Source organism: Bacillus sp. FSL K6-1366 (assembly GCF_037976695.1).
GTDB lineage: Bacteria > Bacillota > Bacilli > Bacillales > Bacillaceae > Bacillus > Bacillus subtilis.
Genome location: NZ_CP150268.1, coordinates 1213316 through 1234318, shown reverse-complemented (window position 1 = coordinate 1234318; position 21003 = coordinate 1213316). Strand labels below are relative to the sequence as shown.

The 21003-nt window shown below is 43.1% G+C and carries 22 protein-coding genes and 1 pseudogene; 9 read left to right on the top strand and 14 right to left on the bottom strand.

What is annotated here, in order from left to right:
- Positions 1–5 precede the first annotated feature (5 nt).
- Positions 6–1478: a nicotinate phosphoribosyltransferase gene (locus MHI44_RS06635; RefSeq protein ID WP_003228788.1), complete on the top strand. Its 1473-nt coding sequence runs from the start codon at positions 6–8 to the stop codon at positions 1476–1478.
- Positions 1479–1614: 136 nt separating this feature from the next.
- On the top strand, positions 1615–2844 hold the full coding sequence (pdeH, locus tag MHI44_RS06630; RefSeq protein WP_003243525.1) for a cyclic di-GMP phosphodiesterase: 1230 nt from the start codon (positions 1615–1617) through the stop codon (positions 2842–2844).
- Here pdeH and MHI44_RS06625 read toward each other — a convergent pair.
- Together MHI44_RS06625 and MHI44_RS06620 are read right to left on the bottom strand one after the other, a co-directional pair.
- Positions 2820–3188: a hypothetical protein gene (locus MHI44_RS06625; RefSeq protein ID WP_017695529.1), complete on the bottom strand. Its 369-nt coding sequence runs from the start codon at positions 3186–3188 to the stop codon at positions 2820–2822. The two genes, pdeH and MHI44_RS06625, sit on opposite strands and share 25 nt — an antisense overlap.
- Positions 3189–3366: 178 nt before the next feature.
- Positions 3367–3429, bottom strand: a pseudogene (locus MHI44_RS06620) (hypothetical protein); the annotation flags it as partial.
- 221 nt (positions 3430–3650) lie between these two features.
- Here MHI44_RS06620 and degQ point away from each other — a divergent pair.
- From degQ to MHI44_RS06590, 6 genes are all read left to right on the top strand, one after another.
- Positions 3651–3791, top strand: a complete 141-nt coding sequence (gene degQ / locus MHI44_RS06615) for a degradation enzyme regulation protein DegQ (protein WP_003220708.1) — start codon at positions 3651–3653, stop codon at positions 3789–3791.
- A gap of 184 nt (positions 3792–3975) precedes the next feature.
- Positions 3976–4836, top strand: coding sequence for a polyprenyl synthetase family protein (locus tag MHI44_RS06610; protein ID WP_192857944.1), 861 nt, complete (start codon positions 3976–3978; stop codon positions 4834–4836).
- 14 nt (positions 4837–4850) lie between these two features.
- Complete coding sequence (comX, locus tag MHI44_RS06605; RefSeq protein WP_003241045.1) at positions 4851–5012, top strand: competence pheromone ComX; 162 nt, start codon at positions 4851–4853, stop codon at positions 5010–5012.
- A gap of 7 nt (positions 5013–5019) precedes the next feature.
- Complete coding sequence (locus MHI44_RS06600; protein WP_033884760.1) at positions 5020–7317, top strand: histidine kinase; 2298 nt, start codon at positions 5020–5022, stop codon at positions 7315–7317.
- Between the two features lie 80 nt (positions 7318–7397).
- Entirely contained in the window at positions 7398–8042 is a 645-nt protein-coding gene (comA, locus tag MHI44_RS06595) for a two-component system response regulator ComA (protein ID WP_003220716.1), read from the top strand.
- 18 nt (positions 8043–8060) lie between these two features.
- The gene (locus MHI44_RS06590) at positions 8061–8441 is read left to right on the top strand and encodes a hotdog fold thioesterase (protein ID WP_003228810.1); all 381 of its coding nucleotides are present in this window, start codon (positions 8061–8063) and stop codon (positions 8439–8441) included.
- Positions 8442–8479: 38 nt separating this feature from the next.
- Here the strand turns inward: MHI44_RS06590 and mnhG are convergent, their stop codons facing one another.
- From mnhG to MHI44_RS06555, 7 genes are read right to left on the bottom strand one after another with little or no spacing between them, the layout of a single operon-like run.
- Complete coding sequence (gene mnhG / locus MHI44_RS06585; protein WP_003228812.1) at positions 8480–8854, bottom strand: monovalent cation/H(+) antiporter subunit G; 375 nt, start codon at positions 8852–8854, stop codon at positions 8480–8482.
- On the bottom strand, positions 8838–9122 hold the full coding sequence (locus MHI44_RS06580) for a Na(+)/H(+) antiporter subunit F1 (protein WP_003228814.1): 285 nt from the start codon (positions 9120–9122) through the stop codon (positions 8838–8840). Before MHI44_RS06580 ends, mnhG begins: the two co-directional genes overlap by 17 nt.
- Positions 9122–9598 carry a Na+/H+ antiporter subunit E gene (locus MHI44_RS06575; protein WP_003228815.1) on the bottom strand — a complete coding sequence of 159 codons (477 nt, stop codon included), beginning with the start codon at positions 9596–9598 and terminating at the stop codon, positions 9122–9124. Before MHI44_RS06575 ends, MHI44_RS06580 begins: the two co-directional genes overlap by 1 nt.
- 5 nt (positions 9599–9603) lie before the next feature.
- A complete protein-coding gene (locus tag MHI44_RS06570) occupies positions 9604–11085 on the bottom strand; it encodes a Na+/H+ antiporter subunit D (RefSeq protein ID WP_003228817.1) in 1482 nt (493 codons plus the stop codon).
- The gene (locus MHI44_RS06565) at positions 11078–11419 is read right to left on the bottom strand and encodes a Na(+)/H(+) antiporter subunit C (RefSeq protein WP_003220730.1); all 342 of its coding nucleotides are present in this window, start codon (positions 11417–11419) and stop codon (positions 11078–11080) included. The genes MHI44_RS06570 and MHI44_RS06565 overlap by 8 nt, the downstream gene beginning before the upstream one ends.
- A complete protein-coding gene (locus MHI44_RS06560; protein ID WP_003228819.1) occupies positions 11419–11850 on the bottom strand; it encodes a Na(+)/H(+) antiporter subunit B in 432 nt (143 codons plus the stop codon). Before MHI44_RS06560 ends, MHI44_RS06565 begins: the two co-directional genes overlap by 1 nt.
- On the bottom strand, positions 11843–14248 hold the full coding sequence (locus MHI44_RS06555) for a Na+/H+ antiporter subunit A (RefSeq protein ID WP_019712489.1): 2406 nt from the start codon (positions 14246–14248) through the stop codon (positions 11843–11845). The genes MHI44_RS06560 and MHI44_RS06555 overlap by 8 nt, the downstream gene beginning before the upstream one ends.
- Before the next feature lie 230 nt (positions 14249–14478).
- On the opposite strand from MHI44_RS06555, the gene MHI44_RS06550 reads away from it, so the two are divergent.
- The gene (locus MHI44_RS06550; RefSeq protein ID WP_015251336.1) at positions 14479–14694 is read left to right on the top strand and encodes a hypothetical protein; all 216 of its coding nucleotides are present in this window, start codon (positions 14479–14481) and stop codon (positions 14692–14694) included.
- A gap of 35 nt (positions 14695–14729) precedes the next feature.
- Here MHI44_RS06550 and maeN read toward each other — a convergent pair whose 3' ends face one another.
- The 5 genes from maeN to nupN form a co-directional block, all read right to left on the bottom strand.
- Positions 14730–16076 carry a sodium/malate symporter MaeN gene (maeN, locus tag MHI44_RS06545; RefSeq protein WP_003244241.1) on the bottom strand — a complete coding sequence of 449 codons (1347 nt, stop codon included), beginning with the start codon at positions 16074–16076 and terminating at the stop codon, positions 14730–14732.
- 153 nt (positions 16077–16229) lie between these two features.
- Complete coding sequence (gene nupQ / locus MHI44_RS06540) at positions 16230–17189, bottom strand: guanosine ABC transporter permease NupQ (protein ID WP_014480697.1); 960 nt, start codon at positions 17187–17189, stop codon at positions 16230–16232.
- The gene (gene nupP / locus MHI44_RS06535) at positions 17190–18236 is read right to left on the bottom strand and encodes a guanosine ABC transporter permease NupP (protein ID WP_015714618.1); all 1047 of its coding nucleotides are present in this window, start codon (positions 18234–18236) and stop codon (positions 17190–17192) included.
- On the bottom strand, positions 18229–19761 hold the full coding sequence (nupO, locus tag MHI44_RS06530) for a guanosine ABC transporter ATP-binding protein NupO (RefSeq protein WP_339203162.1): 1533 nt from the start codon (positions 19759–19761) through the stop codon (positions 18229–18231). The genes nupP and nupO overlap by 8 nt, the downstream gene beginning before the upstream one ends.
- Before the next feature lie 75 nt (positions 19762–19836).
- A complete protein-coding gene (gene nupN / locus MHI44_RS06525) occupies positions 19837–20916 on the bottom strand; it encodes a guanosine ABC transporter substrate-binding protein NupN (RefSeq protein ID WP_015384509.1) in 1080 nt (359 codons plus the stop codon).
- Positions 20917–21003 lie beyond the last annotated feature (87 nt).

Here is a 21003-nt window from a genome sequence, read left to right as displayed (position 1 = left end):
AAACAGTGTTAGAGTACGGATTTAAAGATGACAGCCTGTCATTACATACAGACCTTTATCAGATCAATATGGCGGAAACGTACTGGAGAGACGGCATTCATGAAAAGAAAGCGATTTTTGAGCTGTTTTTCAGAAGGCTTCCGTTTGAAAATGGCTATGCCGTATTTGCGGGCTTGGAAAAAGCCATTGAATACTTGGAAAATTTCAAGTTTACGGATAGCGATTTGAGTTATTTACAGGATGAACTCGGGTATCATGAAGATTTTATTGAATATTTGCGCGGCTTATCTTTTACAGGTTCACTTTACTCCATGAAAGAAGGAGAGCTCGTTTTTAACAATGAGCCGATTATGAGGGTGGAGGCACCCCTGGTAGAAGCGCAGCTGATTGAAACAGCTTTGCTCAACATTGTGAACTATCAAACATTAATCGCAACAAAGGCTGCCCGGATTAAAGGCGTCATTGGTGATGAAGTTGCGCTTGAATTCGGAACAAGACGGGCGCACGAAATGGATGCGGCCATGTGGGGAGCAAGAGCAGCCTTAATCGGCGGCTTTAGCGCGACAAGCAATGTAAGAGCCGGAAAGCGCTTTAATATCCCGGTTTCCGGCACACATGCGCATGCGCTTGTGCAGGCTTACCGCGATGAATATACAGCTTTCAAAAAATACGCGGAAACACATAAGGATTGCGTTTTCTTAGTTGACACGTATGACACGCTTCGTTCAGGCATGCCGAACGCGATTAGGGTTGCCAAGGAATTCGGCGACCGCATTAATTTCATTGGCATCCGTCTGGACAGCGGCGATTTGGCGTACCTGTCAAAAAAAGCCCGGAAAATGCTTGATGAAGCAGGATTTACAGATGCGAAGGTGATTGCTTCAAGCGATTTGGATGAGCACACCATTATGAATTTAAAGGCTCAGGGAGCGCGCATTGATGTCTGGGGTGTCGGTACGAAGCTGATCACTGCCTATGACCAGCCGGCTCTCGGCGCAGTTTATAAACTCGTTGCCATTGAAGAAGATGGGAAAATGGTTGACACGATCAAAATTTCGTCCAATCCTGAAAAAGTGACGACACCGGGCAGAAAGAAAGTCTACCGCATTATTAATCAGTCCAACCATCATTCTGAAGGCGACTATATTGCGCTTTATGATGAGCAGGTGAATGATCAGAAGCGGCTCAGAATGTTCCACCCGGTTCATACATTCATCAGCAAATTTGTCACGAATTTTTATGCGAAGGATCTTCATGAGCTGATTTTTGAGAAGGGTATTCTTTGCTACCAAAACCCTGAGATTTCAGACATACAGCAGTATGTGCAGGATAACCTCAGCCTGCTTTGGGAGGAATATAAGAGAATCAGCAAGCCGGAGGAATACCCGGTTGATTTAAGCGAGGACTGCTGGAGCAATAAAATGCAGCGGATCCACGAAGTGAAAAGCAGAATTGAAGAAGAGCTTGAGGAAGAATAAAGAAAAACTGGCCTTTCGTTCGCGAGGGGCCAGTTTTCTTTATGTATATATTATTTTTCATGTTTAGACAATTTTCGTCAAATTATTTGATATACTTAGGGGTGAAAGCCGCGCGTATTGTAAGGGGGATAAATCAATGAGGGTGTTTGTTGCAAGACAGCCTATTTTTAATAGAAAAGAACAGGTTGTTGCTTATGAACTGCTGTATAGAGAAAGCGAAGAGAACGTGTATAGCGCTAAAGACGGCGATCAGGCAACAACAGATTTGGTGATCAACAGCTTTTTAAACATCGGAATTGAGAAGCTGACGGAAGGGAAACGCTGTTTTGTTAATTTTACGGAAAGCCTGATGTTTTCGAATCTTCCCACCTCCTTCAATCCGAAACAGCTTGTCATTGAAATCCTTGAAGATATACCGATCACGCCGGCCCTCATTTCTAGATGCAAAGAATTAAAAAAAATGGGGTATATGCTGGCGCTTGATGATTTTTATGCAATAAACCCGCAAGATGAGGACTTACTGGAAAAACTCATGAGCTATATTGATATATTGAAAATTGATTTTCTCAAAACAACACGAATGGAACGCAGAACAATTTTGCAAACCTACGGCTGCCGCGGCCTGATTTTTTTAGCGGAAAAAGTAGAGACCCGAAAAGAATATAAACAGGCGGTCCAAGACGGCTTTCAATTATTCCAAGGCTACTTTTTCAGCGAGCCGCGCATCATCAGCGGGCATGACCTATCGACTCATTTCTATTCTTACTATGAACTGCTTAACGAACTGAGTAAAGAGCAGCCTAACATAAAGCGTGTGACAGAGTACATAGAGCGGGATTTATCACTGTCCTATCAGATTTTAAAATTTTTAAACTCATCCCACAGCCGTTTGAGCCAGAAAATTGAAAGCATTCAACAGGCCATTATGCTGCTGGGATTTAATGAAATCAAACGGTGGATATATATTCTTTCCTTTAAGGATTTAAGCAGGAAAGGGCATTCCAGCAAGCACGAAATCATTAAGATTTCTTTGATAAGAGCAAAGCTTTGCGAACTGCTGGCGAGAAAGACATCCCGGCCGCAGCCTGCTTCTTATATGCTGATCGGAATGTTTTCTCTCATAGACACCCTCCTGCATAGAGAAATAGAGGAAATTGTTCAAGAATTGCCTTTAAAAGATGAAGTCGGGCAAGCATTATTAGGCCATCAAAACGACTACTACCAAATGCTTGAGCTTGTGAAATTAATTGAAAGCAACAACTGGGACACTTGCTCGGAATTAGGCAATCAACTCGACAAAGAAGAAGCGTATGAATGTTATCTTGAGGCTCTGGAATGGTGTCATAATCTTATGGACGCAAAATGATTGCGGTCCTCTGACCACCGCAAAGCAAGAATCATTCGGCTTTGCGTTCCGATAAGGCTGATATAGATGCCGTCGGGATTAAAGACCGTATCCACTTCATGCCGGACGCCCATTTGTTTGATCAGGCGCTTGATGGTTTGTTTATCGGACTGCTCGGCTGCGGTCAGAATGCGGCGCGAGAGCTCCCGCGAGCCCGCAATGCGGCCGAGAACGAGCTGGGCATCCGCAAATATCCCTGCGGCCTGCTTCGCTGAACGGATAAAGGTATCAATATTGTTGGCAGGAGCGGGCGGACGGCGTACCTCATACGGATACACGTAAAACCAGGGATAACGATATCTCATGGGAGCACCTCACAAAAAAAAGGATGTTTCTATATGTATAGATCCCTAATTGCCGAATATGACAAAGCGAAAAGGCCACAACTTTAGCGTTGCGGTCTTTTTCGGTGTTTGTCGGTCAGGAAACGCCAATAATCGCATATTCAATTTTGAAAATACGGTATGAAGGACTATAGTCTTACTTAGTAAAAATGCGAAACACGTTAAAATCAAGGGAATTAAGAATCTTTCTCAATTTCAGCACATATAAACGCTCTTTCGCATAGAAAGATAGTCCCGTTCTTGTTGTGATTCCTTTGAGTATAAGGACCTATTGAGATTTGCGGTGTCACGCAGGACTTTTTTGCATACTTTTCGGTGAAAAATGAGCCGAAAGCAGATACACTATTAGTAACAGATCAAATACCTAGGACTCGTTCACCATACACAATTCATTGATCTTTCAAAAAAAGGAGTGTGGAAACGATGGAAAAGAAACTTGAAGAAGTAAAACAATTGTTATTCCGACTCGAACTTGATATTAAAGAAACGACAGATTCATTACGAAACATTAACAAAAGCATTGATCAACTCGATAAATACAATTATGCAATGAAAATTTCGTGAAAAAGACTTGGAAACAAGTCTTTTTTTTCGTTCTACCGATACAATAAATGGATAAAGTATTATATGATTGTTAAAAAACGAAAAACCTGCTGTCCTTTAAATGTCCCATTTAGTAAAATGGAATGGGAGGGGGGAAGTCGTTATTGAGCAGATATGTTTAGATTCTGTCCGGATCAAGGAGAAAATGAAGGAGATTGTAAGCCAAAAAATAATGAATCAGGACTTGGAACGATATCTTCAGAATTTTATTGAGTCTAAGGATACGTTTGAGTTTGCCGATTTGGCTCTTCATCATTATTTAGCTTTTAACGGTCAGGACCAAAAAGCAATCGAATTGCTAGCTGCCGGAATTGAATTGCTTATACTCTCATTCGATATTTATGATGACTTAGAGGATCAAGATAATGGAAGTGCTGTCTGGATGAAGATTGACTCGTCAATCGCTTTAAATGCAGTTACAGCTCTTTACACCCTAAGTATACAAGTGATGTGTCAAGCTAGTCATGAACCAGAATTTTCACAAGAGATATTGAATTTTGCGTTACAATCAATTCAAGGCCAGCATGATGATATTGTGAATGCGCCGCAAACTGAAGAAGCCTGTCTTGAAATGATCAAAAATAAATCAGGAGCGCTAACGGCATTGCCCTGTGTAATGGGAGTAATGCTGGCAACAGGCAAATACCATCCCATTGTAGCTTCTTATTCTTATGAACTTGGGATTATTGCACAAATCGAAAATGATTACCGAGGTTTATATTATCTAAATAACGATTTTATTCAGAAGAAAAACACATTGGCATACTTATACTTAAATAAACAATTTAACGATGCTTCAGCGGAGCTACTAAGTTTATATCAAAAACCAGAGGAATTTGTTTCTATTAATACTAAGGCTTTGAAGCGAAAATTGACAGAAGCAGGCGTTATACAATATTTACTGGTGATGAAACATTTATCTCTCCAAAAAATAAAAAATGAAATGTCACAATTAAAACTAGAAGAAGATAAAACTGAAAAATTATTGTCTGTTATGATTAAATAAGGAGGGGATTTATTATGCAAGAAATGGTAGGATACTTAATTAAATACCCAAATGTTTTAAGGGAAGTAATGGAAGGGAATGCTTGTTTATTGGGTGTTGATAAAGATCAATCTGAATGTATCATAAATGGTTTTAAAGGGTTAGAAATTTATTCAATGATGGATTGGCACTATTGAGGGTTAAATGAAGTCTAGAACCAATAAAATTTCTGTATTGTTAGTTGTAATAAGTCTGTTATATGTTATTTATTTGACCTATATAAGCAATAATAATTTGTTAGTTGGAGCAACTGTTTCGAAAGGGAAGAACGGAGACGTTGTAATTACCAATGTAGATGAATATTCAATGGCATCATACAGTGGAATAGAAAAAGGGGATATCGTAAAGCGTATTAATAATCAAAAGATAAACACTAAAGAAATAAAAATGAATAAGCTTAAAAATGTGAGCTCAATGGTTGTTGAGAGAAATGGCAAGGATGTTGAGCTAAAGCTGACTTTATTTAATGATAAAAATTTTTCTACTTACTTAATACCGTTAATGTTTTATATTGTTTGTTTATTTTGTTGCCTATTTATAATAAAAATAAATGAATCAAAGGATTTACCATCTGCTTTAGTTTTAATTATATTTCTGTTATCCGCTTCTATTGCTTATATAAGTGCAGGAGTTTCTGTTAAAGGCGATATACTATGCAGATGTATTATGGTGGTAACATTAATATCTGTACCGCTAAACTACCTTCTCTTTCTTTATCATTATTTTAGAGAGTTAGGCACTACCTTATTTGATAAAAAAGTTTTCATTTTATATTTGGTACCGATCATAAATGTAGTGTGTGAAATGTTCCGTTCACACCTTTTCTTTCGTGATTATGTGCCTAAATTAAGTTTACTATCCTTTTTCTTTTTATTTATCATAGTAGGGATATATTTCTGTATCATTTTAATTAAAAATAAAGATACTGAACAAGCGCATATTATTAAGGTTCTCACTATTATTAATATCTTTTCTTTCTCACCTTTTTTGTGTTTATATTTGATACCGTATGTCTTTTTAAATGCGCACTATGTTTCATCCTTTTTAGCAGCTTCATTTATGATGCTAATACCTTTCTCCTTAGTATTTCAATTCATGACAAATAAAATCTATAATGTAGATTTTATTTTAAGCAGATTAAGGTACTATGGCTTTTTAGCTCTAACGCCAACAATTATTCTAATCTCTACAATTGAATTGATTAGTAGTCCTGATAGTGATTTTTATAGTGTTAAACTAACCTTTTTAATTTATATTATCATGTTGGCGGTCTTTTATTATAAAGAAGTACTTGATTTCAGATTTAGATTAAAAAGGGTCTCGGAAAAATTCAATTATCAAGACAGTATATATAAATTCACGCAGATGATAAGAGACTCTACTTCCCTGTCTCAAGTATTTGAAGAACTGAAAAATACTATACTTGAGGTTTCTCTTGTTAGCCGAGCACATGTATATGAAGTTTCAGCTGACGGAAATATTAAACTATATGATGCTGAGAACGTAAATTCATTTGAAAAAGTCTATGAAAAAGAATTTAGAAAAGTAACATCCGAAATAGGGAAAATCGTTGAATTTAATAAAGGTTTTGTCATGAAGATTGGTGAACGCGGTGGTAAATCATTTGTGATCCTTTGTTTATCTAAAATGAATACGCCTCGTCTCACACTCGAAGAACTTTCTTGGCTGAAAACTTTGGCTTTTTATACAAATGTATCGATCGAAAACGTCATGAAAATCGAAGAACTGATGAGTCATTTAGAAGAAATAAAACAACAAGAATCCAACCCCGTATGGCTCAAAAAACTCATGTATACGATCGAGGAAAAACAACGCTCTGATCTCGCCCGCGATCTCCACGATTCGGTTCTTCAGGATTTGATTTCCTTAAAACGCCAGTGTGAGCTGTTTTTGGGTGATTTCAAGAAGGATGATAATCCGTGCCGTGAAGAGGTGCAGGACAAGCTTGTACAGATGAATGAGCAGATGTCTGATGTGATTTCGATGACGAGGGAGACGTGTCATGAGCTGCGGCCGCAGCTTCTGTATGATCTTGGGCTGGTCAAGGCGCTGTCGAAGCTGGTGGCGCAGCAGCAGGAGCGGGTTCCGTTTCATATCCGTTTAAATACCGGGAGATTTACGGCTTCCCTTGATCTGGATTCGCAGCTGAATTTGTACCGGATCATTCAAGAGTTTCTGTCTAATGCGGTCAAGCACTCTCAGGCGACGGATGTGCTGATTATGCTCATCAGTATTCAAAACAAAATCGTTCTTCATTATGAGGACGATGGCGTTGGGTTTGATCAGGAAAAGAATACTGAGCATTCCATGAGCATGGGGCTTTCTGGCATTAAGGAGAGAGTCAGGGCTTTAGATGGGCGCCTTCGGATTGAAACAAGTGAAGGAAAGGGCTTTAAGGCTGATATTGAAATCGAATTGTAATGGATTTATAACGGAAACGACTTGGCACAGGCCAAGTCTTTTTTATAAAATGGAAAAGAGTGAGTAAAAGGGAGGAAAACATGAAAAAGATACTAGTGATTGATGACCATCCGGCTGTCATGGAAGGCACCAAGACAATTTTGGAAACGGATTCGAATTTGTCTGTTGATTGTCTCAGTCCTGAACCGAGCGAACAGTTTATCAAGCAGCATGATTTCTCGTCATATGATCTCATTTTAATGGATCTGAATCTAGGCGGCGAGGTCAATGGGATGGAGCTTTCTAAACAGATTTTACAAGAGAATCCTCATTGTAAAATTATCGTGTATACCGGTTATGAGGTCGAGGATTATTTCGAGGAAGCGATTCGTGCGGGTCTGCACGGTGCCATCAGCAAAACGGAATCTAAAGAAAAGATCACCCAATACATATACCACGTACTCAACGGAGAAATTTTAGTCGATTTTGCTTACTTTAAACAGCTGATGACTCAGCAAAAAACAAAGCCGGCTCCTTCCTCTCAAAAAGAACAAGATGTGCTCACACCTAGAGAATGCCTGATTCTGCAAGAAGTTGAAAAAGGATTTACAAACCAAGAAATCGCAGATGCCCTTCATTTAAGCAAGCGGTCCATTGAATACAGCTTGACATCGATTTTCAATAAGCTGAATGTCGGTTCACGGACGGAAGCGGTTTTGATTGCGAAATCAGACGGTGTACTTTAAATGTTGGGGGGTGTAGAGATGGATATGAAGCACACATTGCTTGAAGCGCTTGGTATTGAGATTGTTGAAAACACAGCGGAACGATGCGTTGCGGTCATGCCGGTGGATCATCGGACGGTACAGCCGTTCGGATATTTGCATGGAGGCGCTTCAGTGGCCCTGGCGGAAACCGCGGCGAGCGCAGGTGCACAGAACCTGATTGATCATACAACGCAAGCTTGTGTTGGTTTGGAGATTAACGCCAACCATTTAAAATCTGTAAAGGAAGGAACGGTAAAGGCGATAGCCGAGCCCGTTCATATAGGCAGAACGACGATTGTCTATCATATTCACATATATGACGAGCAAGAGAGGCTGATCTGTATATCCAGATGCACGCTGGCTGTCATCAAGAAATAAAAAAACAGCCGGAACTCTGCCTGTCCGGCTGCTTATTTTTATAAATAAGAATCCTCTTTTCGTTTAATCACAAAGTTTCTGATTCCGTTATAGTCATCTTGCACACTTCTCTCATCAAGCTTGACGCCGGAGTTATACGCAGCACGGCAGATCAAGTGCCCGCCGATAGGCGACGTAATAAAGATAAAGAGAATCCCAAGCAGGATTTTAGCGGAGAGCTCCCCCGCCACAAACCACAAATAGAAGAAGACACCGAGCAGAATCATATTGACACCTAATGTTGAGCCTTTAGAAGCAGCATGAGCGCGTGTAAACACATCGGGAAGGCGAAGTACGCCAAATGAAGCAATGAGGCATATAAGAGCACCCAGCAAAATGAATACAGCCACAACAACCTTAGCGATTTCGATCATTTTCGATAATCTCTCCTTTCTCCAGGAACTTGGAAAATGCGATCGTTCCGATAAACGATAAAATCCCCAGCAGCAAAATAATATCCAAAAACGCACTTGTTTTCAGCAAAATGGAGACAAGCGCCGTGATTGCGATCAGATTGATGCCGATTGCATCCAGAGCCACCACCCGGTCAGGCACAGTCGGCCCTTTAATGACACGAATGACATACAAAAAGGTAGACACTGCCATAATGCCGAGCGCGATTTGCAGGATCAGCGTAAACATCACCGGCTCACCTCCTGTATGGCTTTTTCAAATGACTCCCGAATGTCAAAAATCGCTTTTTCCGCATCCTCGATATCCATTGCATGAATATAAAGTATTGTTCTGTCATCTGAAATATCCATCACCAAGGTTCCCGGCGTTAATGTAATGAGCAGAGAAAGCAGGGTGATTTCCCAGTCCTTCGTCAGTTCAGTTTTAAAAGCAAAAATACCCGGTCTGATATTCAGTTTTGGAGATAAGACTGATTTCATCACACTGACATTAGCAAGGTACAGTTCCTTTATAAAAATGAAACAGAGCTTGATAATAGAAATCAATTTCCATAGATAAAACTGGCGAGTGAAAAAGCGCCGGAAGAAAAAGAGAGAGAGCATTCCCAGAATATAGCCTGTAATGAATCCTGCGGCGCTTGGACTGTTGCTTAAGAACATCCAGCAAAAAGCGAGAAACACATTTAATAAAATTTGAAATGCCATGCGATCTACTCCTTCAGAACAGCTTCGATATATTTTTCCGGATTCAGCAGCGTCTCGGCCGCTTGATCAACGTAAGGCGACACCCATTCTGTACCCAATCCGAAGAGAAGGGACAGCAAGAGAAAAATAGCTGCCGGATAAAGAAGTCCTTTAGCTGTTCGATGATTTGGTTTTGGCGTTTCTTTTTCTTCGCCCCAAAACGCATGTATAAAGATCCTCAGCACAGAGTACAGTACGAGCAGACTTGAAAGCAGAATCAGCATGGATATCGTAAATTCACCTTCTGCGAAGCCGCCCTCCGCAATTTTAAATTTGCCGACAAATCCGCTCAGTGGCGGAATGCCTGCAAGAGAAATAGCGGAAATGAAAAACATCCATCCAAGAACAGGATAGCGTTTGATCAGCCCGCCCATTTTATGCAGGCTCGCGGTTCCAGTCAATGCGATCAGCGTACCTGCCAGCATAAACAAAGCGCCCTTAATCAGCATATCGTGAATCAGATAGTAGATCGCGCCCTGAATAGATGCGGGGGTGTGTACTGCAACACCGAACAAAATCACGCCGACAGCGGTAATAATGTTATAGATCACAATTTTCATGACATTCGAATAAGCGAGTGAACCGATGACACCAAAAATCACAGTCAGCGCCGCCAGCCAAATCATCAGCTGATGGGTAAAGGCTGTATCGTGAATAAAAATCAATGTGAAAACCCTCGCAATCGCATATAACCCGACTTTTGTCAGCAAAGCGCCGAACAACGCGGAGATTGCTGCCGGTGGCGCGTAATAAGAGCCTGGAAGCCAAAAGTAGAGGGGGAAGATTCCGCCCTTCATGCCAAATACCAAAAGCAGCAGGACACCAATCACAGTGATCAGCCCGGTTTGTCCTGATTCGCTGATTTTCACGCTAAGATCCGCCATGTTTAACGTGCCGGTTACAGCGTATAAAAAGCCGACCCCTATGACAAACAGGGCAGACGATACGATATTAAACACAATATATTTAAGGGATTCCCGCAGCTGAATTTTTGTGCCGCCTAATACAATCAGCATATAGGAAGCAATAAGCAGAAGCTCAAAAAATACGTACATATTAAATAAATCGCCTGTTAAAAACGCTCCGCTGACGCCGGCAAGCAAGAACTGAACGCCGGAGTAGTAAAAGGAGCGCTCCCGTTTTTCACCGACAGAACGGAAGGAATAAAGCCCAACCAATAAACCGATGATCGCTGTTGTGAGAACGAGAAGGCTGGCGAATTGGTCTGCGGCAAGCACAATGCCGTACGGCGCTTTCCATCCTCCTAGGCTGAGTGTCTGGATGCCTTTTGTGAAGACAGTCTGTACAAGTATGCCGCTAATCACAATCCCGATGGCCGATGCCGCCGTGCTGAAGATTCTCATGAGCATAAGATTCTTCGTCATGAAAATCAGAAGAATAGCCGACAAAAGCGGGATCAGGATTGGCAAAATAACAAAATTATTCATGTTGATCATTTCCCCTCATTTGATCCATATCGTCCGATTTCAATTCCTGATAAGCGCGAAAGGCCATGACGAGGATGAATGATGTAACGCCAAAAGAAATGACAATTGCGGTCAAAATCAGGGCTTGCGGAAGCGGATCGACAAATGATTTGGCATGCTCGCTCAAAATCGGAGCGGCGCCTTTCTTTAACCCTCCCATAGTCAAAAGCATTAAATGAACGCCATGGCTTAACAGTGCTGTTCCGATAATGACGCGAAGCAGGCTTTTAGACAGCAGCAAATACGTAGCAGCCATAAAAATAATACCGGCTAATACAGCCATTAAGATTTCCATTATTCTTCCTCTCCAATCGTTTGAATAATGGTCATCGTTATGCCTACGACAACAAGATAAACGCCTAAATCAAATATCGTCGCTGTGGCGAGCTCCGTTTTCCCAAGGATCGGCAGCTGAAAGTATCCGAATGTGTGGGTTAAAAAAGGAGCCCCGAAGACAAAGGAGCCAACGCCTGTTAATACAGCGAGCAGAAGGCCGGCTCCCGCGACATAAATGAAATTGACCGGCAAAAGGGAACGCACGGTTTTTAAATCATACGCCAAGAGCAAGAGAACGATGGAAGAGGACGTGATCAGTCCGCCGACAAAGCCTCCTCCGGGCGCGTTATGCCCTGATAAAAATAAATAGAAAGAGAAAAGCAAAATGATAAAGGATACAAGCTTTGTCGCGGTTTGAAGAATCAAGTCATTTGTTTTTTGTTCATTCACCGCTTTTCCCCTCCTCTTTTACTTTTGTTTTAATCATGCTGTAAATGCCGAGAGCGGCTATCGTTAATACCGTAATTTCAAACATTGTATCAAATCCCCTGAAATCAACGAGAATGACATTGACGACATTATCCCCTCCGCCGAGATCGTGGCTGTGTTTGACAAAGAAGGACGCAATGCTGTCTTTTGTCCGCTGGCTTGAGGATGCGATGCCGAGCAGAGTAACGATAACACCGACGCCTAAAGAAATGATAAAATTCGTCATCCGGAACGTTCTCGTTTTTGTTTTCAGCCTCAGTTTCGGCAAATGGTAGAAGCAAAGCAGAAACAGTGCCACAGAAATCGTTTCAATGACGAGCTGAGTCAATGCCAAGTCCGGCGCTCTGAAAATGACAAAAAACAATGCAAGCGTATAACCGACAACACCGAGTGCAATGATCGCCGTCAGTCTTGACCTAGCAAAAACAGTCGCCACTGTGGCGCTGATCATGACAAGCGTCAAAATGATTTCGTATACACCGATTTTAGCCATGCCTTCCGTTTTAAATGAAAATCCGCCTTTAATGGCAAAAGCTCCGCCTATCAGAATGATGAAACCAGCGAAGATATACAGCAAATAATCTCTTAAAAACCCGGTCATATATTGTTTTGTGACCCGGTAAGAGCCTTTCTCCATCAGAGTCAAAAGCTTATCATATAACCGGTTGAGTGTGAGTTTCGAAGGAAACAGTTTATAGATTCCCTTCCACTTATTCAGCGACAAATAACCAATTGTTCCGATCACAACAATACCCGCAGTCATGAGCAATTCCGTTGTAACCCCATGCCACTGTGAAATGTGAACGTGGAATTTCTCATGGCCGGCAAGCAGTGTCGGATAGATTGAGTTCATCGCAGGCTCTATCAGGCTGTACGACAATATATTCGGGAAAAAGAAGAGACTGACAGCCAAAGCGACAAGAATGACCGGTGGTACGAGCATGCCGACAGGCGCCTCGTGAGCCGGTTTTTCAAGCTGCTCAGGCTGGTAATTTCCTCTGAATGTTTTAAACAGCAATTTCATGCTGTAGATAAACGTAAATACACTTCCGATCCAGGCGAAAAGAGGGAACAGAACGCCCCATGTCTGCACGTTGAACAGGTCAAAATGTGTCACGCGAAGCATGCTTGTGAAAAACATTTCTTTACTCAAAAATCCGTTAAACGGCGGTAAGCCGGCCATTGAAAATGTCCCGATTAAGGAAATGGTAAATGTAATCGGCATAATCGCCATCAGGCCGCCTAGCTTCCGGATATCCCGTGTGCCTGTTTCGTGATCGATAATCCCGACTGCCATAAACAAGCTTCCTTTAAAGGTTGCGTGGTTGATTAAATGGAAAATGGCAGCCATAGCGGCAACTGTATAATATTCTGTATGGCCGTAATGAAGGGCCGCAGCACTGACACCGAGCATGGAGATGATCATGCCGAGCTGGCTGACGGTTGAAAACGCCAAAATCGATTTTAAATCAGTTTGTTTCACGGCATGGAATGAACCCCAAACCATCGTAAAGAGGCCAACGAGGGACACGATCCAAAACCACTGAGCTGAAAAGGCGAAAATAGGACTGAATCTCGCAATCACATAAATGCCGGCTTTTACCATAGTAGCTGAATGGAGATAAGCGCTGACAGGCGTCGGAGCTTCCATTGCGTCAGGGAGCCAGATGTAAAAAGGAAATTGCGCTGATTTTGTAAAAGCCCCTAATAAAATGAGAATCATAGCCGGGATAAACAATTCGTGGCCGGCAATTAATTGAACTTGATGAACCATCTCTCTAATACTGAAGGAATCCGTTATCAAATAAAGGAGAATAAATCCGCCGAGCATGCACAGCCCGCCGCTGACCGTAATCAAAAGTGATTTGGCTGCGCCATAGCGCGACTTTTCCCGCTTATACCAATAGCCGATCAGCAAAAAGGATGAAAGGCTTGTAAGCTCCCAGAACATGTAGAGAACCATGACATTGTCTACTAGAACGACGCCGAGCATGGCGCCCATGAACATCAATAAGTAGACATAAAAGGGCCCAAGCTGTTCTTTTTCTTTCGATAAATAAAAAATGCTGTAAAGAGTGACCAAAGAGCCAATGCCTGTGATCAGTAAAGCGAATAATAACCCGAGGCCGTCTATATAAACGGTAAAGTTAATGCCGAGTGACGGAATCCACTCTAATACCGATCGAAGTGTTTCTCCAGATTGCGTCATCCTGATCATTGGGAGAAAGTATATAAACAGCAAGACGGGCAGGATCAACACAAACCAGCCCGTATGCACTCTTTTTGCGTATTTTGCCAAGAAGGGAATGATAAAAGCAAATAAAAAAGGCGATAAAATAGCAAGATGTAAGAGCTGCAAAGATAAGACCTCCTTTTCTCGTTCTCAATTGAAAAATGCGCTATGTATGAAATATACGGTCAAACGACCTAGTCCAAATTATATCGCACTTTTCTGCAAGCTGCCACGCTTCGAACTGCTGTAATGGGTTTTTATGAGTTCTTTTGACCTCAAAATAAGTCTAACAAAAAAGAGGTTATTTGTATATTTAAAATCAATCCTGATCAAGCTGAAGGAAAGGAGCTGGTCATGTGAAAAGAAAAGTCGTGATGTGCTCAGGTTTATTCTGCTCAGTATTTGCAGGGGCATTCATGTTGAATCAATATGACGGGCGCAGCGGTGTGGCGGCTAGTGATGAGTGGGAGCTGTATTTACTGGAGCACCACCTGTCAGCCAGAATGAGTGAGATGGAATCAAAGGATCTGCCGTTTGGTCCCCGAGAGTATATTCGGATTGTGAATAAATAAAAAAAGAGTTCCGCATAAAACGGAACTCTTTCTGTTTATGAAGTGAAAAAACGAAGCAGCACTGTCGCGCAAATAACTGTGCCTGCACCGCCGAGACGGGTTGAAATTTGGGCAAACGGCATAAGGCCCATTCTTCCTGATGCCGATAAAATGGCAACATCACCCGTTCCGCCGAGGCCGCTGTGGCAGCAGGTAACGATTGCGGATTCAACCGGATACATGTTCATCAGCTTGCCTACGAAATATCCAGAACCAATCATCGCGATAACAACTGAAATACAGATGATGACAAACGGTATAGAAATCACAGACGCTACGTCATCCAACGGAATAAAGAGGATGCCGAGACCGACCATCAGCGGCCATGTAAAGCTTGAAGAAATAAACTTATAAAGCTGGTAAGCGCCTTCTTCCATTTTTTTCGGAAGAATATTTGCATACTTGACAGCCGCAGCTGAAATAATCATTAAGATCGCGCCCGGGATGAAGATGAATTTCTCCAATAACCCGCCAAAAATAAAGAATGTACACGCGAGCAGAACTCCTGCTCCCATTAGTTTAAAATCAATTTTTGCTTCGGCTTCTTTTTGATTGAAAATCTCATTTGCTTTTTTAGATTTTACGAGACGTCCGTTCCCATTTAGATCTGGACGCTTGTCGCCAAGCTTTTTCATTAAGGCTGCACATATGATAGCAAAAACGTTTCCTATAATTGCGGCTGGCACCAGCTGAGACACAAATACATCGGCGGATGAGCCCAGTATTTGTGAATAGGCGATTGAAAGCGGCAAAATCCCTTCACCTATTCCCCCGGCAATAATCGGGACAACAACAAAGAAAAAGGAATCATAGGCGCTATAGCCAAAAATAAATCCGACAAGGATGCCGGCTGCAACGGCCGCGATCGTTCCTGCAACCAGTGGAACGAACATTCTGATAAACCCCTGTATTAAAACAATTCTGTTCATACCGAGGATACTTCCCACAACAAGGCACGCGATATAGAAATAAAGGAAGTTAGACGTTTTCATCAAGTTGGTTACAGCGTCTAAAGATGTTGAATTCAGTACATTGTAAAAGACTAAAAATGAAGGAACAAACAAAGATAAAATAGCAGGGCCGCCTATATCCTTCAATATCGGTATGCGTTGGCCTATGTCTCCGAGAAACACACCAAGAATCATAATGATGGCAAACCCGCCAAGCATATTTGCCGGCAGCTCATTGTAATAGGCTGCAAGAATAATAATAACAGCTAATACTGTGTATAATGGCAAAGGAATCACACCGATTTCCCAAGACCAAATTTTTTGAAACAGGTTTTTCTCCTGTGAGTCTTTTTGCTCAGGTGAAATTGTCCCCGTTTTTGGAATTGCTCCCATGTCATACACCCCCATGTATTGTTTGTTACAGTCTACAAGAAAGCGTTAACACTTCATATTTTTTTAAGTTAAAAAACTAATAAACAATTAAATTAAGAGGGTCTTTTGAATTAGAAAAAAACCCCTGAGAATCGTCTTCCCAGGGGAGAATGTTTATCTTTTTCCTTTAATATAAGGCACGCCATTGGCTTTTGGCGCATCTGCCCGCCCGATAAAGCCGGTTAAAGCGAGAATCGTTAAGACATAAGGAGCCATCAGCATATACACATTTGGTATGTCTTTAAAAAGAGGGAGCAGCGATCCAATGATGCTTAAGCTTTGGGCGAATCCGAAAAACAGGGCGGCCCCCAGTGCTCCGATCGGATGCCATTTTCCGAATACAAGCGCTGCCAGGGCGATAAAGCCTTGCCCGGAGATGGTAGAGTGCGTGAAATCAAGCGCAATTGTGGAGGCGTATACGCCGCCGCCGAGACCGCCGAACAATCCGCTGATCATCACACCGATGTAGCGCATTTTATATACGTTGATTCCCATCGTATCGGCCGCCATCGGATGCTCGCCGACAGAACGGATACGAAGGCCGAACGGCGTTTTGAACAAGATAAACCAGGAAATAAAGGCAAGTGCTATTGCAAGAATAGACGTATAATAGACATCCGAAAAGAAGATCTTTCCCAAGACGGGAATATCGCCCAAACCGGGGATTTTCGTCTTATAAAAAGGCTCTGGAATTTTGTCTGTCTGCGCTTTGCCGTAGATCAGTTTGACGATAAATAAAGTTGCCCCAAGCGCCAGCATGTTAATGGCGACACCGCTGACTGTCTGGTCGGCGCGAAACGAAATCGCCGCTGCCGCGTGAATCAGTGAAAACAGGGCGCCTGCTGCCATGGCGGCAAGGAGCGAAAGCCAAGGTGCGGCGGCACCTAATTCCGGACCAAAAAATAAATTAAATAGCACGCTGGTGAACGCCCCGATAATCATGAGGCCTTCTAAGCCGATATTCACCACACCTGATCTCTCGGAAAACACGCCGCCGAGAGCAGTTAAAATAAGCGGGGCCGCATAGACGAGTGTGGCAGGGACAATGATAGATAAAATCTGCACAATGTCCACTTAGTTCGCCCCCTTTTTCTTCAATTTGCCCATGACGAAACGAATCGCATAGCTTGAAGCCACAAATAGAATAATAATGGCAATCACAATATCAACGACCTCTGATGGAACGCCTGATTCAATCGGCATATTTAATGCGCCGATTTTTAGCCCGCCAAGCAGGCATGCTGCCAGTACAACGCCTACGGCTGTGTTTCCCCCGAGAAGAGCGACAGCGATACCGTCAAAGCCTACGCCGGTAAATGCGCCTTTCACTGCTGCGTATTCGAATGTCCCTAGGCCCTCCATGGCTCCGGCAAGGCCTGCAAAAGCGCCGGAGATAAGCATGGAGGTCATGATATTCTTCCGCACGCTCATGCCGGCATACTGGGAAGCGTGCTGGTTAAACCCGACCGCCCGGAGCTCAAATCCTTTTGTAGTTTTGTTGATGATAAACCACATGATAACTGCTGCGAGAAGGGCAACGATGATTCCCAAATGCAGCCGTGAGTAATCGGTGATCTGTTCAAGAAAAGGAGAGCGGAGGGAGGCGGATTCGTGAATTTTCCCCGTCTTGTCCTGATGATCTGTCAAGACGTTTGAAATGATGTAATTGGTCATGTGCAGCGCGATATAATTCATCATAATGGTGACAATGACTTCATGAACGTAAAATCGCGCTTTCAAAATGCCGGGAATAAACCCCCATAATCCTCCTGCAGCTGCCGCTGTAATCAATGCGAGCGGCAAGTGAATATATGCCGGTCCGTCAAACGCCGTACCGACCCAAACCGCTGCTGTCCAGCCGACGAGCAGCTGGCCCTCGACGCCGATATTAAAGAGTCCGGTTCGGAATGCAAACGCGACAGCCAATCCGGATAAAATATAAGGCGTAATTTGCCGGATGGTTTCTCCGACATAATAGATTTCACCGAATATCCCATTCCACAAAGCCGAATATCCGCTGGCCACACTGTAGCCGCTCACAAGCATAATCAACGCGCCGGCCGCAAGACCAAGGATGATTGCGATGAGCGGCACGAGTAAATGAGAGAGTCGTTTAACCATTTGCTTTCCCCGCTTCCTTTTGCGTGCTTCCTGCCATCAAGAGACCAAGCTCCTGTTCAGTGGTGTCCTGCGGATTAACGCTGGCGATAATGCGTCCTTCAAAAATAACGGCGATTCTGTCACTGAGATTCATAATTTCTTCAAGCTCAAACGAGAGGAGAAGAACGGCTTTCCCGGCATCACGCTGCTCAATGAGCTTTTTATGGACAAATTCAATCGCTCCGACATCAAGGCCGCGAGTCGGCTGGGCGGCAATTAATAAATCAGGATTTCTGTCTACTTCCCGCCCGATAATCGCTTTTTGCTGGTTTCCGCCTGACAATGCCCGAGCGTGTGTATATTCATCCGGCGTTCTGACATCGTACTCAGTGATCAGGCTGCGTGCTTTTTTGTACATTTCGCCTTTATGTAAAACGCCCAATGCTGAATACGGCTTTTTGTAATAGCTTTGCAGCAGGATATTCTCTCCGATTGGAAAATCAAGGACGAGACCGTGTTTATGGCGATCCTGAGGGATATGGCCGATCCCGGATTCAGTGATTTTTCTTGGCGTCAGGTTTTGGATCTGTTTTCCGTTTAAGGTGATTGTTCCTGAATCTGTTTTGCGGAGTCCTGTCACCGCTTCGATCAGCTCAGATTGCCCGTTTCCGTCGACGCCTGCTATGCCGACTATTTCTCCCGCTTTGACAGAAAGAGACAAATCTCTGACTGTCTCTATTCCGCGGGTATCCTTTACAGTTATGCCGTCAATCGCAAGCACTTCCGCTCCCGGCTGAGCAGCTCTCTTTTCAGTTTTGAACGATACCTCGCGGCCGACCATTAGACTGGCGAGTTCGTCTTGGTTTGTATCACGGACATCAAGGGTTTTGATGCCTTTTCCTTTACGGATAACCGTAACGCGGTCACAAATCTCCATAATCTCTTTCAGCTTATGGGTGATTAAGATGATGGACTTCCCTTCTTTGACCAGGTTCTTCATAATTTGCATCAGTTCCTTAATTTCATGAGGCGTCAAAACAGCCGTCGGTTCATCAAAAATCAGAATATCGGCACCGCGGTAGAGGGTTTTTAATATTTCTGCGCGCTGCTGCATACCGACTGATATGTCAGCTGCTTTTGCTTCAGGATGGATATGCAGGCCGTATCGATCGGAAATGTCCTGCACCTCTTGGCCAGCACGCTTCCGGTCAATTCTGCCAAACTTCTTTGGCTCCTTCCCGAGAATAATATTTTCAGCAACTGTAAAGGTGTCAACAAGCATAAAGTGCTGGTGCACCATTCCAATTCCAAGGTCATTCGCTTTGTTCGGGCTGTTGATGTGCACCTTCTCGCCGCGCACCCGAATTTCACCCCGCTCCGGCTGATACAGCCCGAAAAGGACATTCATCAATGTTGATTTCCCCGCTCCGTTTTCACCGAGCAACGCGTGTATTTCGCCTTTTTTGACTTGAAGATTGATATTGTCATTGGCGATGATACCTGGAAACTCCTTGCGGATATTGAGCATTTCAATGACATATTCCATTGATTGACCGCTCCTTTATTTCAAAATAAAAGAAAAACAAGGGATAAGGGCTCGACCTCCTTATCCCTGCGATTCTTATTCAGCTTTGAAGGTTTTGAGCTCTTTCTCAGTTGCCGGGACTTCCAATCCGTCGATGATTTTTTTCTTCCATTTATCGACCGCTTTGATCACATCATCCGATAGATTTTGTTTAGATGGAGAAATGCCGACTCCGTCTTGATCAAGCCCGTAGGTAAGTGTTTCGCCGCCCGGGAACTTTCCGTCACTCGCTTTTTTCGTTACATCTTCAACGACTGTATCTACTTTTTTCACCATGGAAGTGAGGGTGACGTTATCATCTGTTCCTTCTACCTGGCCTTCTGCGTATTGGTCTTTATCGACACCGATGACCCAGACATCGCGTTTTGGATCTTCTTTTTTCAGGTTTTTCGCTTCAGTAAAGACGCCTGTGCCAGTGGCGCCCGCAGAGTGATAAATAACATCTACGCCTGATTTATACATGCTTTCGGCGGTTGCTTTGCCGACATCGGCTTTATCGAAACCCCCTGCGTATTTCACTTCTACAACGGCTTTAGGGTTAACTGCTTGCACGCCGGCACGGAAGCCGACCTCGAATTTTTTGATTAACTCTGATTCCATGCCGCCTACAAAGCCGATTTTTCCTGATTTGCTTGATAGGGCTGCGGCCACTCCGACGAGAAATGAGCCTTCCTGCTCTTTAAACGTAATACTTGCGACGTTGTCTTTATCGACAACAGCATCTATAATCGCAAAGTTTGTATTTTTGCGCTGGTCAGCAATTTCGCTGATTGAATCCTCCATTAAGTAGCCGACGCCGTAAATTAAGTCAAAATTCTCACGCGCCAATTTATTTAAGTTCGTTGTATAGTCTGCATCTGATTTGGATTGAAGATAGTCGTAACCGTTTTTGCCTTTTTTCAGCCCATTCTCTTTCCCAAAGGCTTGGATGCCTTCCCAGGCTGATTGGTTGAAGGATTTGTCATCCACTCCGCCTACGTCAGTAACCATCGCCACACTGAATTTGTTTTTGCCTTCGCCTGAGCCGCTGCTTTTTTCGCTGTTTCCGCATGCTCCTAATATGGTGCCTGCTGCGATCACAAGTGACATCGCCAATCCGATTTTTCGTTTATTCAAGATATAACCCCCCAGAAAAATTTGGTTCAAAGCTGATCCGGCCAGTCATGTGATGGGCTGTCCTGAACAATTTCTTAGAATCGATAA

Coding starts and splice junctions, on each gene's coding strand:
- pdeH (WP_003243525.1), top strand. CDS start 1,615: ATGAGGGTGTTTGTTGCAAGACAGCCTATTTTTAATAGAAAAGAACAG.
- MHI44_RS06625 (WP_017695529.1), bottom strand. CDS start 3,188: ATGAGATATCGTTATCCCTGGTTTTACGTGTATCCGTATGAGGTACGC.
- degQ (WP_003220708.1), top strand. CDS start 3,651: ATGGAAAAGAAACTTGAAGAAGTAAAACAATTGTTATTCCGACTCGAA.
- MHI44_RS06610 (WP_192857944.1), top strand. CDS start 3,976: ATGAAGGAGATTGTAAGCCAAAAAATAATGAATCAGGACTTGGAACGA.
- comX (WP_003241045.1), top strand. CDS start 4,851: ATGCAAGAAATGGTAGGATACTTAATTAAATACCCAAATGTTTTAAGG.
- MHI44_RS06600 (WP_033884760.1), top strand. CDS start 5,020: ATGAAGTCTAGAACCAATAAAATTTCTGTATTGTTAGTTGTAATAAGT.
- comA (WP_003220716.1), top strand. CDS start 7,398: ATGAAAAAGATACTAGTGATTGATGACCATCCGGCTGTCATGGAAGGC.
- MHI44_RS06590 (WP_003228810.1), top strand. CDS start 8,061: ATGGATATGAAGCACACATTGCTTGAAGCGCTTGGTATTGAGATTGTT.
- mnhG (WP_003228812.1), bottom strand. CDS start 8,854: ATGATCGAAATCGCTAAGGTTGTTGTGGCTGTATTCATTTTGCTGGGT.
- MHI44_RS06580 (WP_003228814.1), bottom strand. CDS start 9,122: ATGTTTACGCTGATCCTGCAAATCGCGCTCGGCATTATGGCAGTGTCT.
- MHI44_RS06575 (WP_003228815.1), bottom strand. CDS start 9,598: ATGGCATTTCAAATTTTATTAAATGTGTTTCTCGCTTTTTGCTGGATG.
- MHI44_RS06570 (WP_003228817.1), bottom strand. CDS start 11,085: ATGAATAATTTTGTTATTTTGCCAATCCTGATCCCGCTTTTGTCGGCT.
- MHI44_RS06565 (WP_003220730.1), bottom strand. CDS start 11,419: ATGGAAATCTTAATGGCTGTATTAGCCGGTATTATTTTTATGGCTGCT.
- maeN (WP_003244241.1), bottom strand. CDS start 16,076: ATGGGAGCAATTCCAAAAACGGGGACAATTTCACCTGAGCAAAAAGAC.
- nupP (WP_015714618.1), bottom strand. CDS start 18,236: ATGGTTAAACGACTCTCTCATTTACTCGTGCCGCTCATCGCAATCATC.
- nupO (WP_339203162.1), bottom strand. CDS start 19,761: ATGGAATATGTCATTGAAATGCTCAATATCCGCAAGGAGTTTCCAGGT.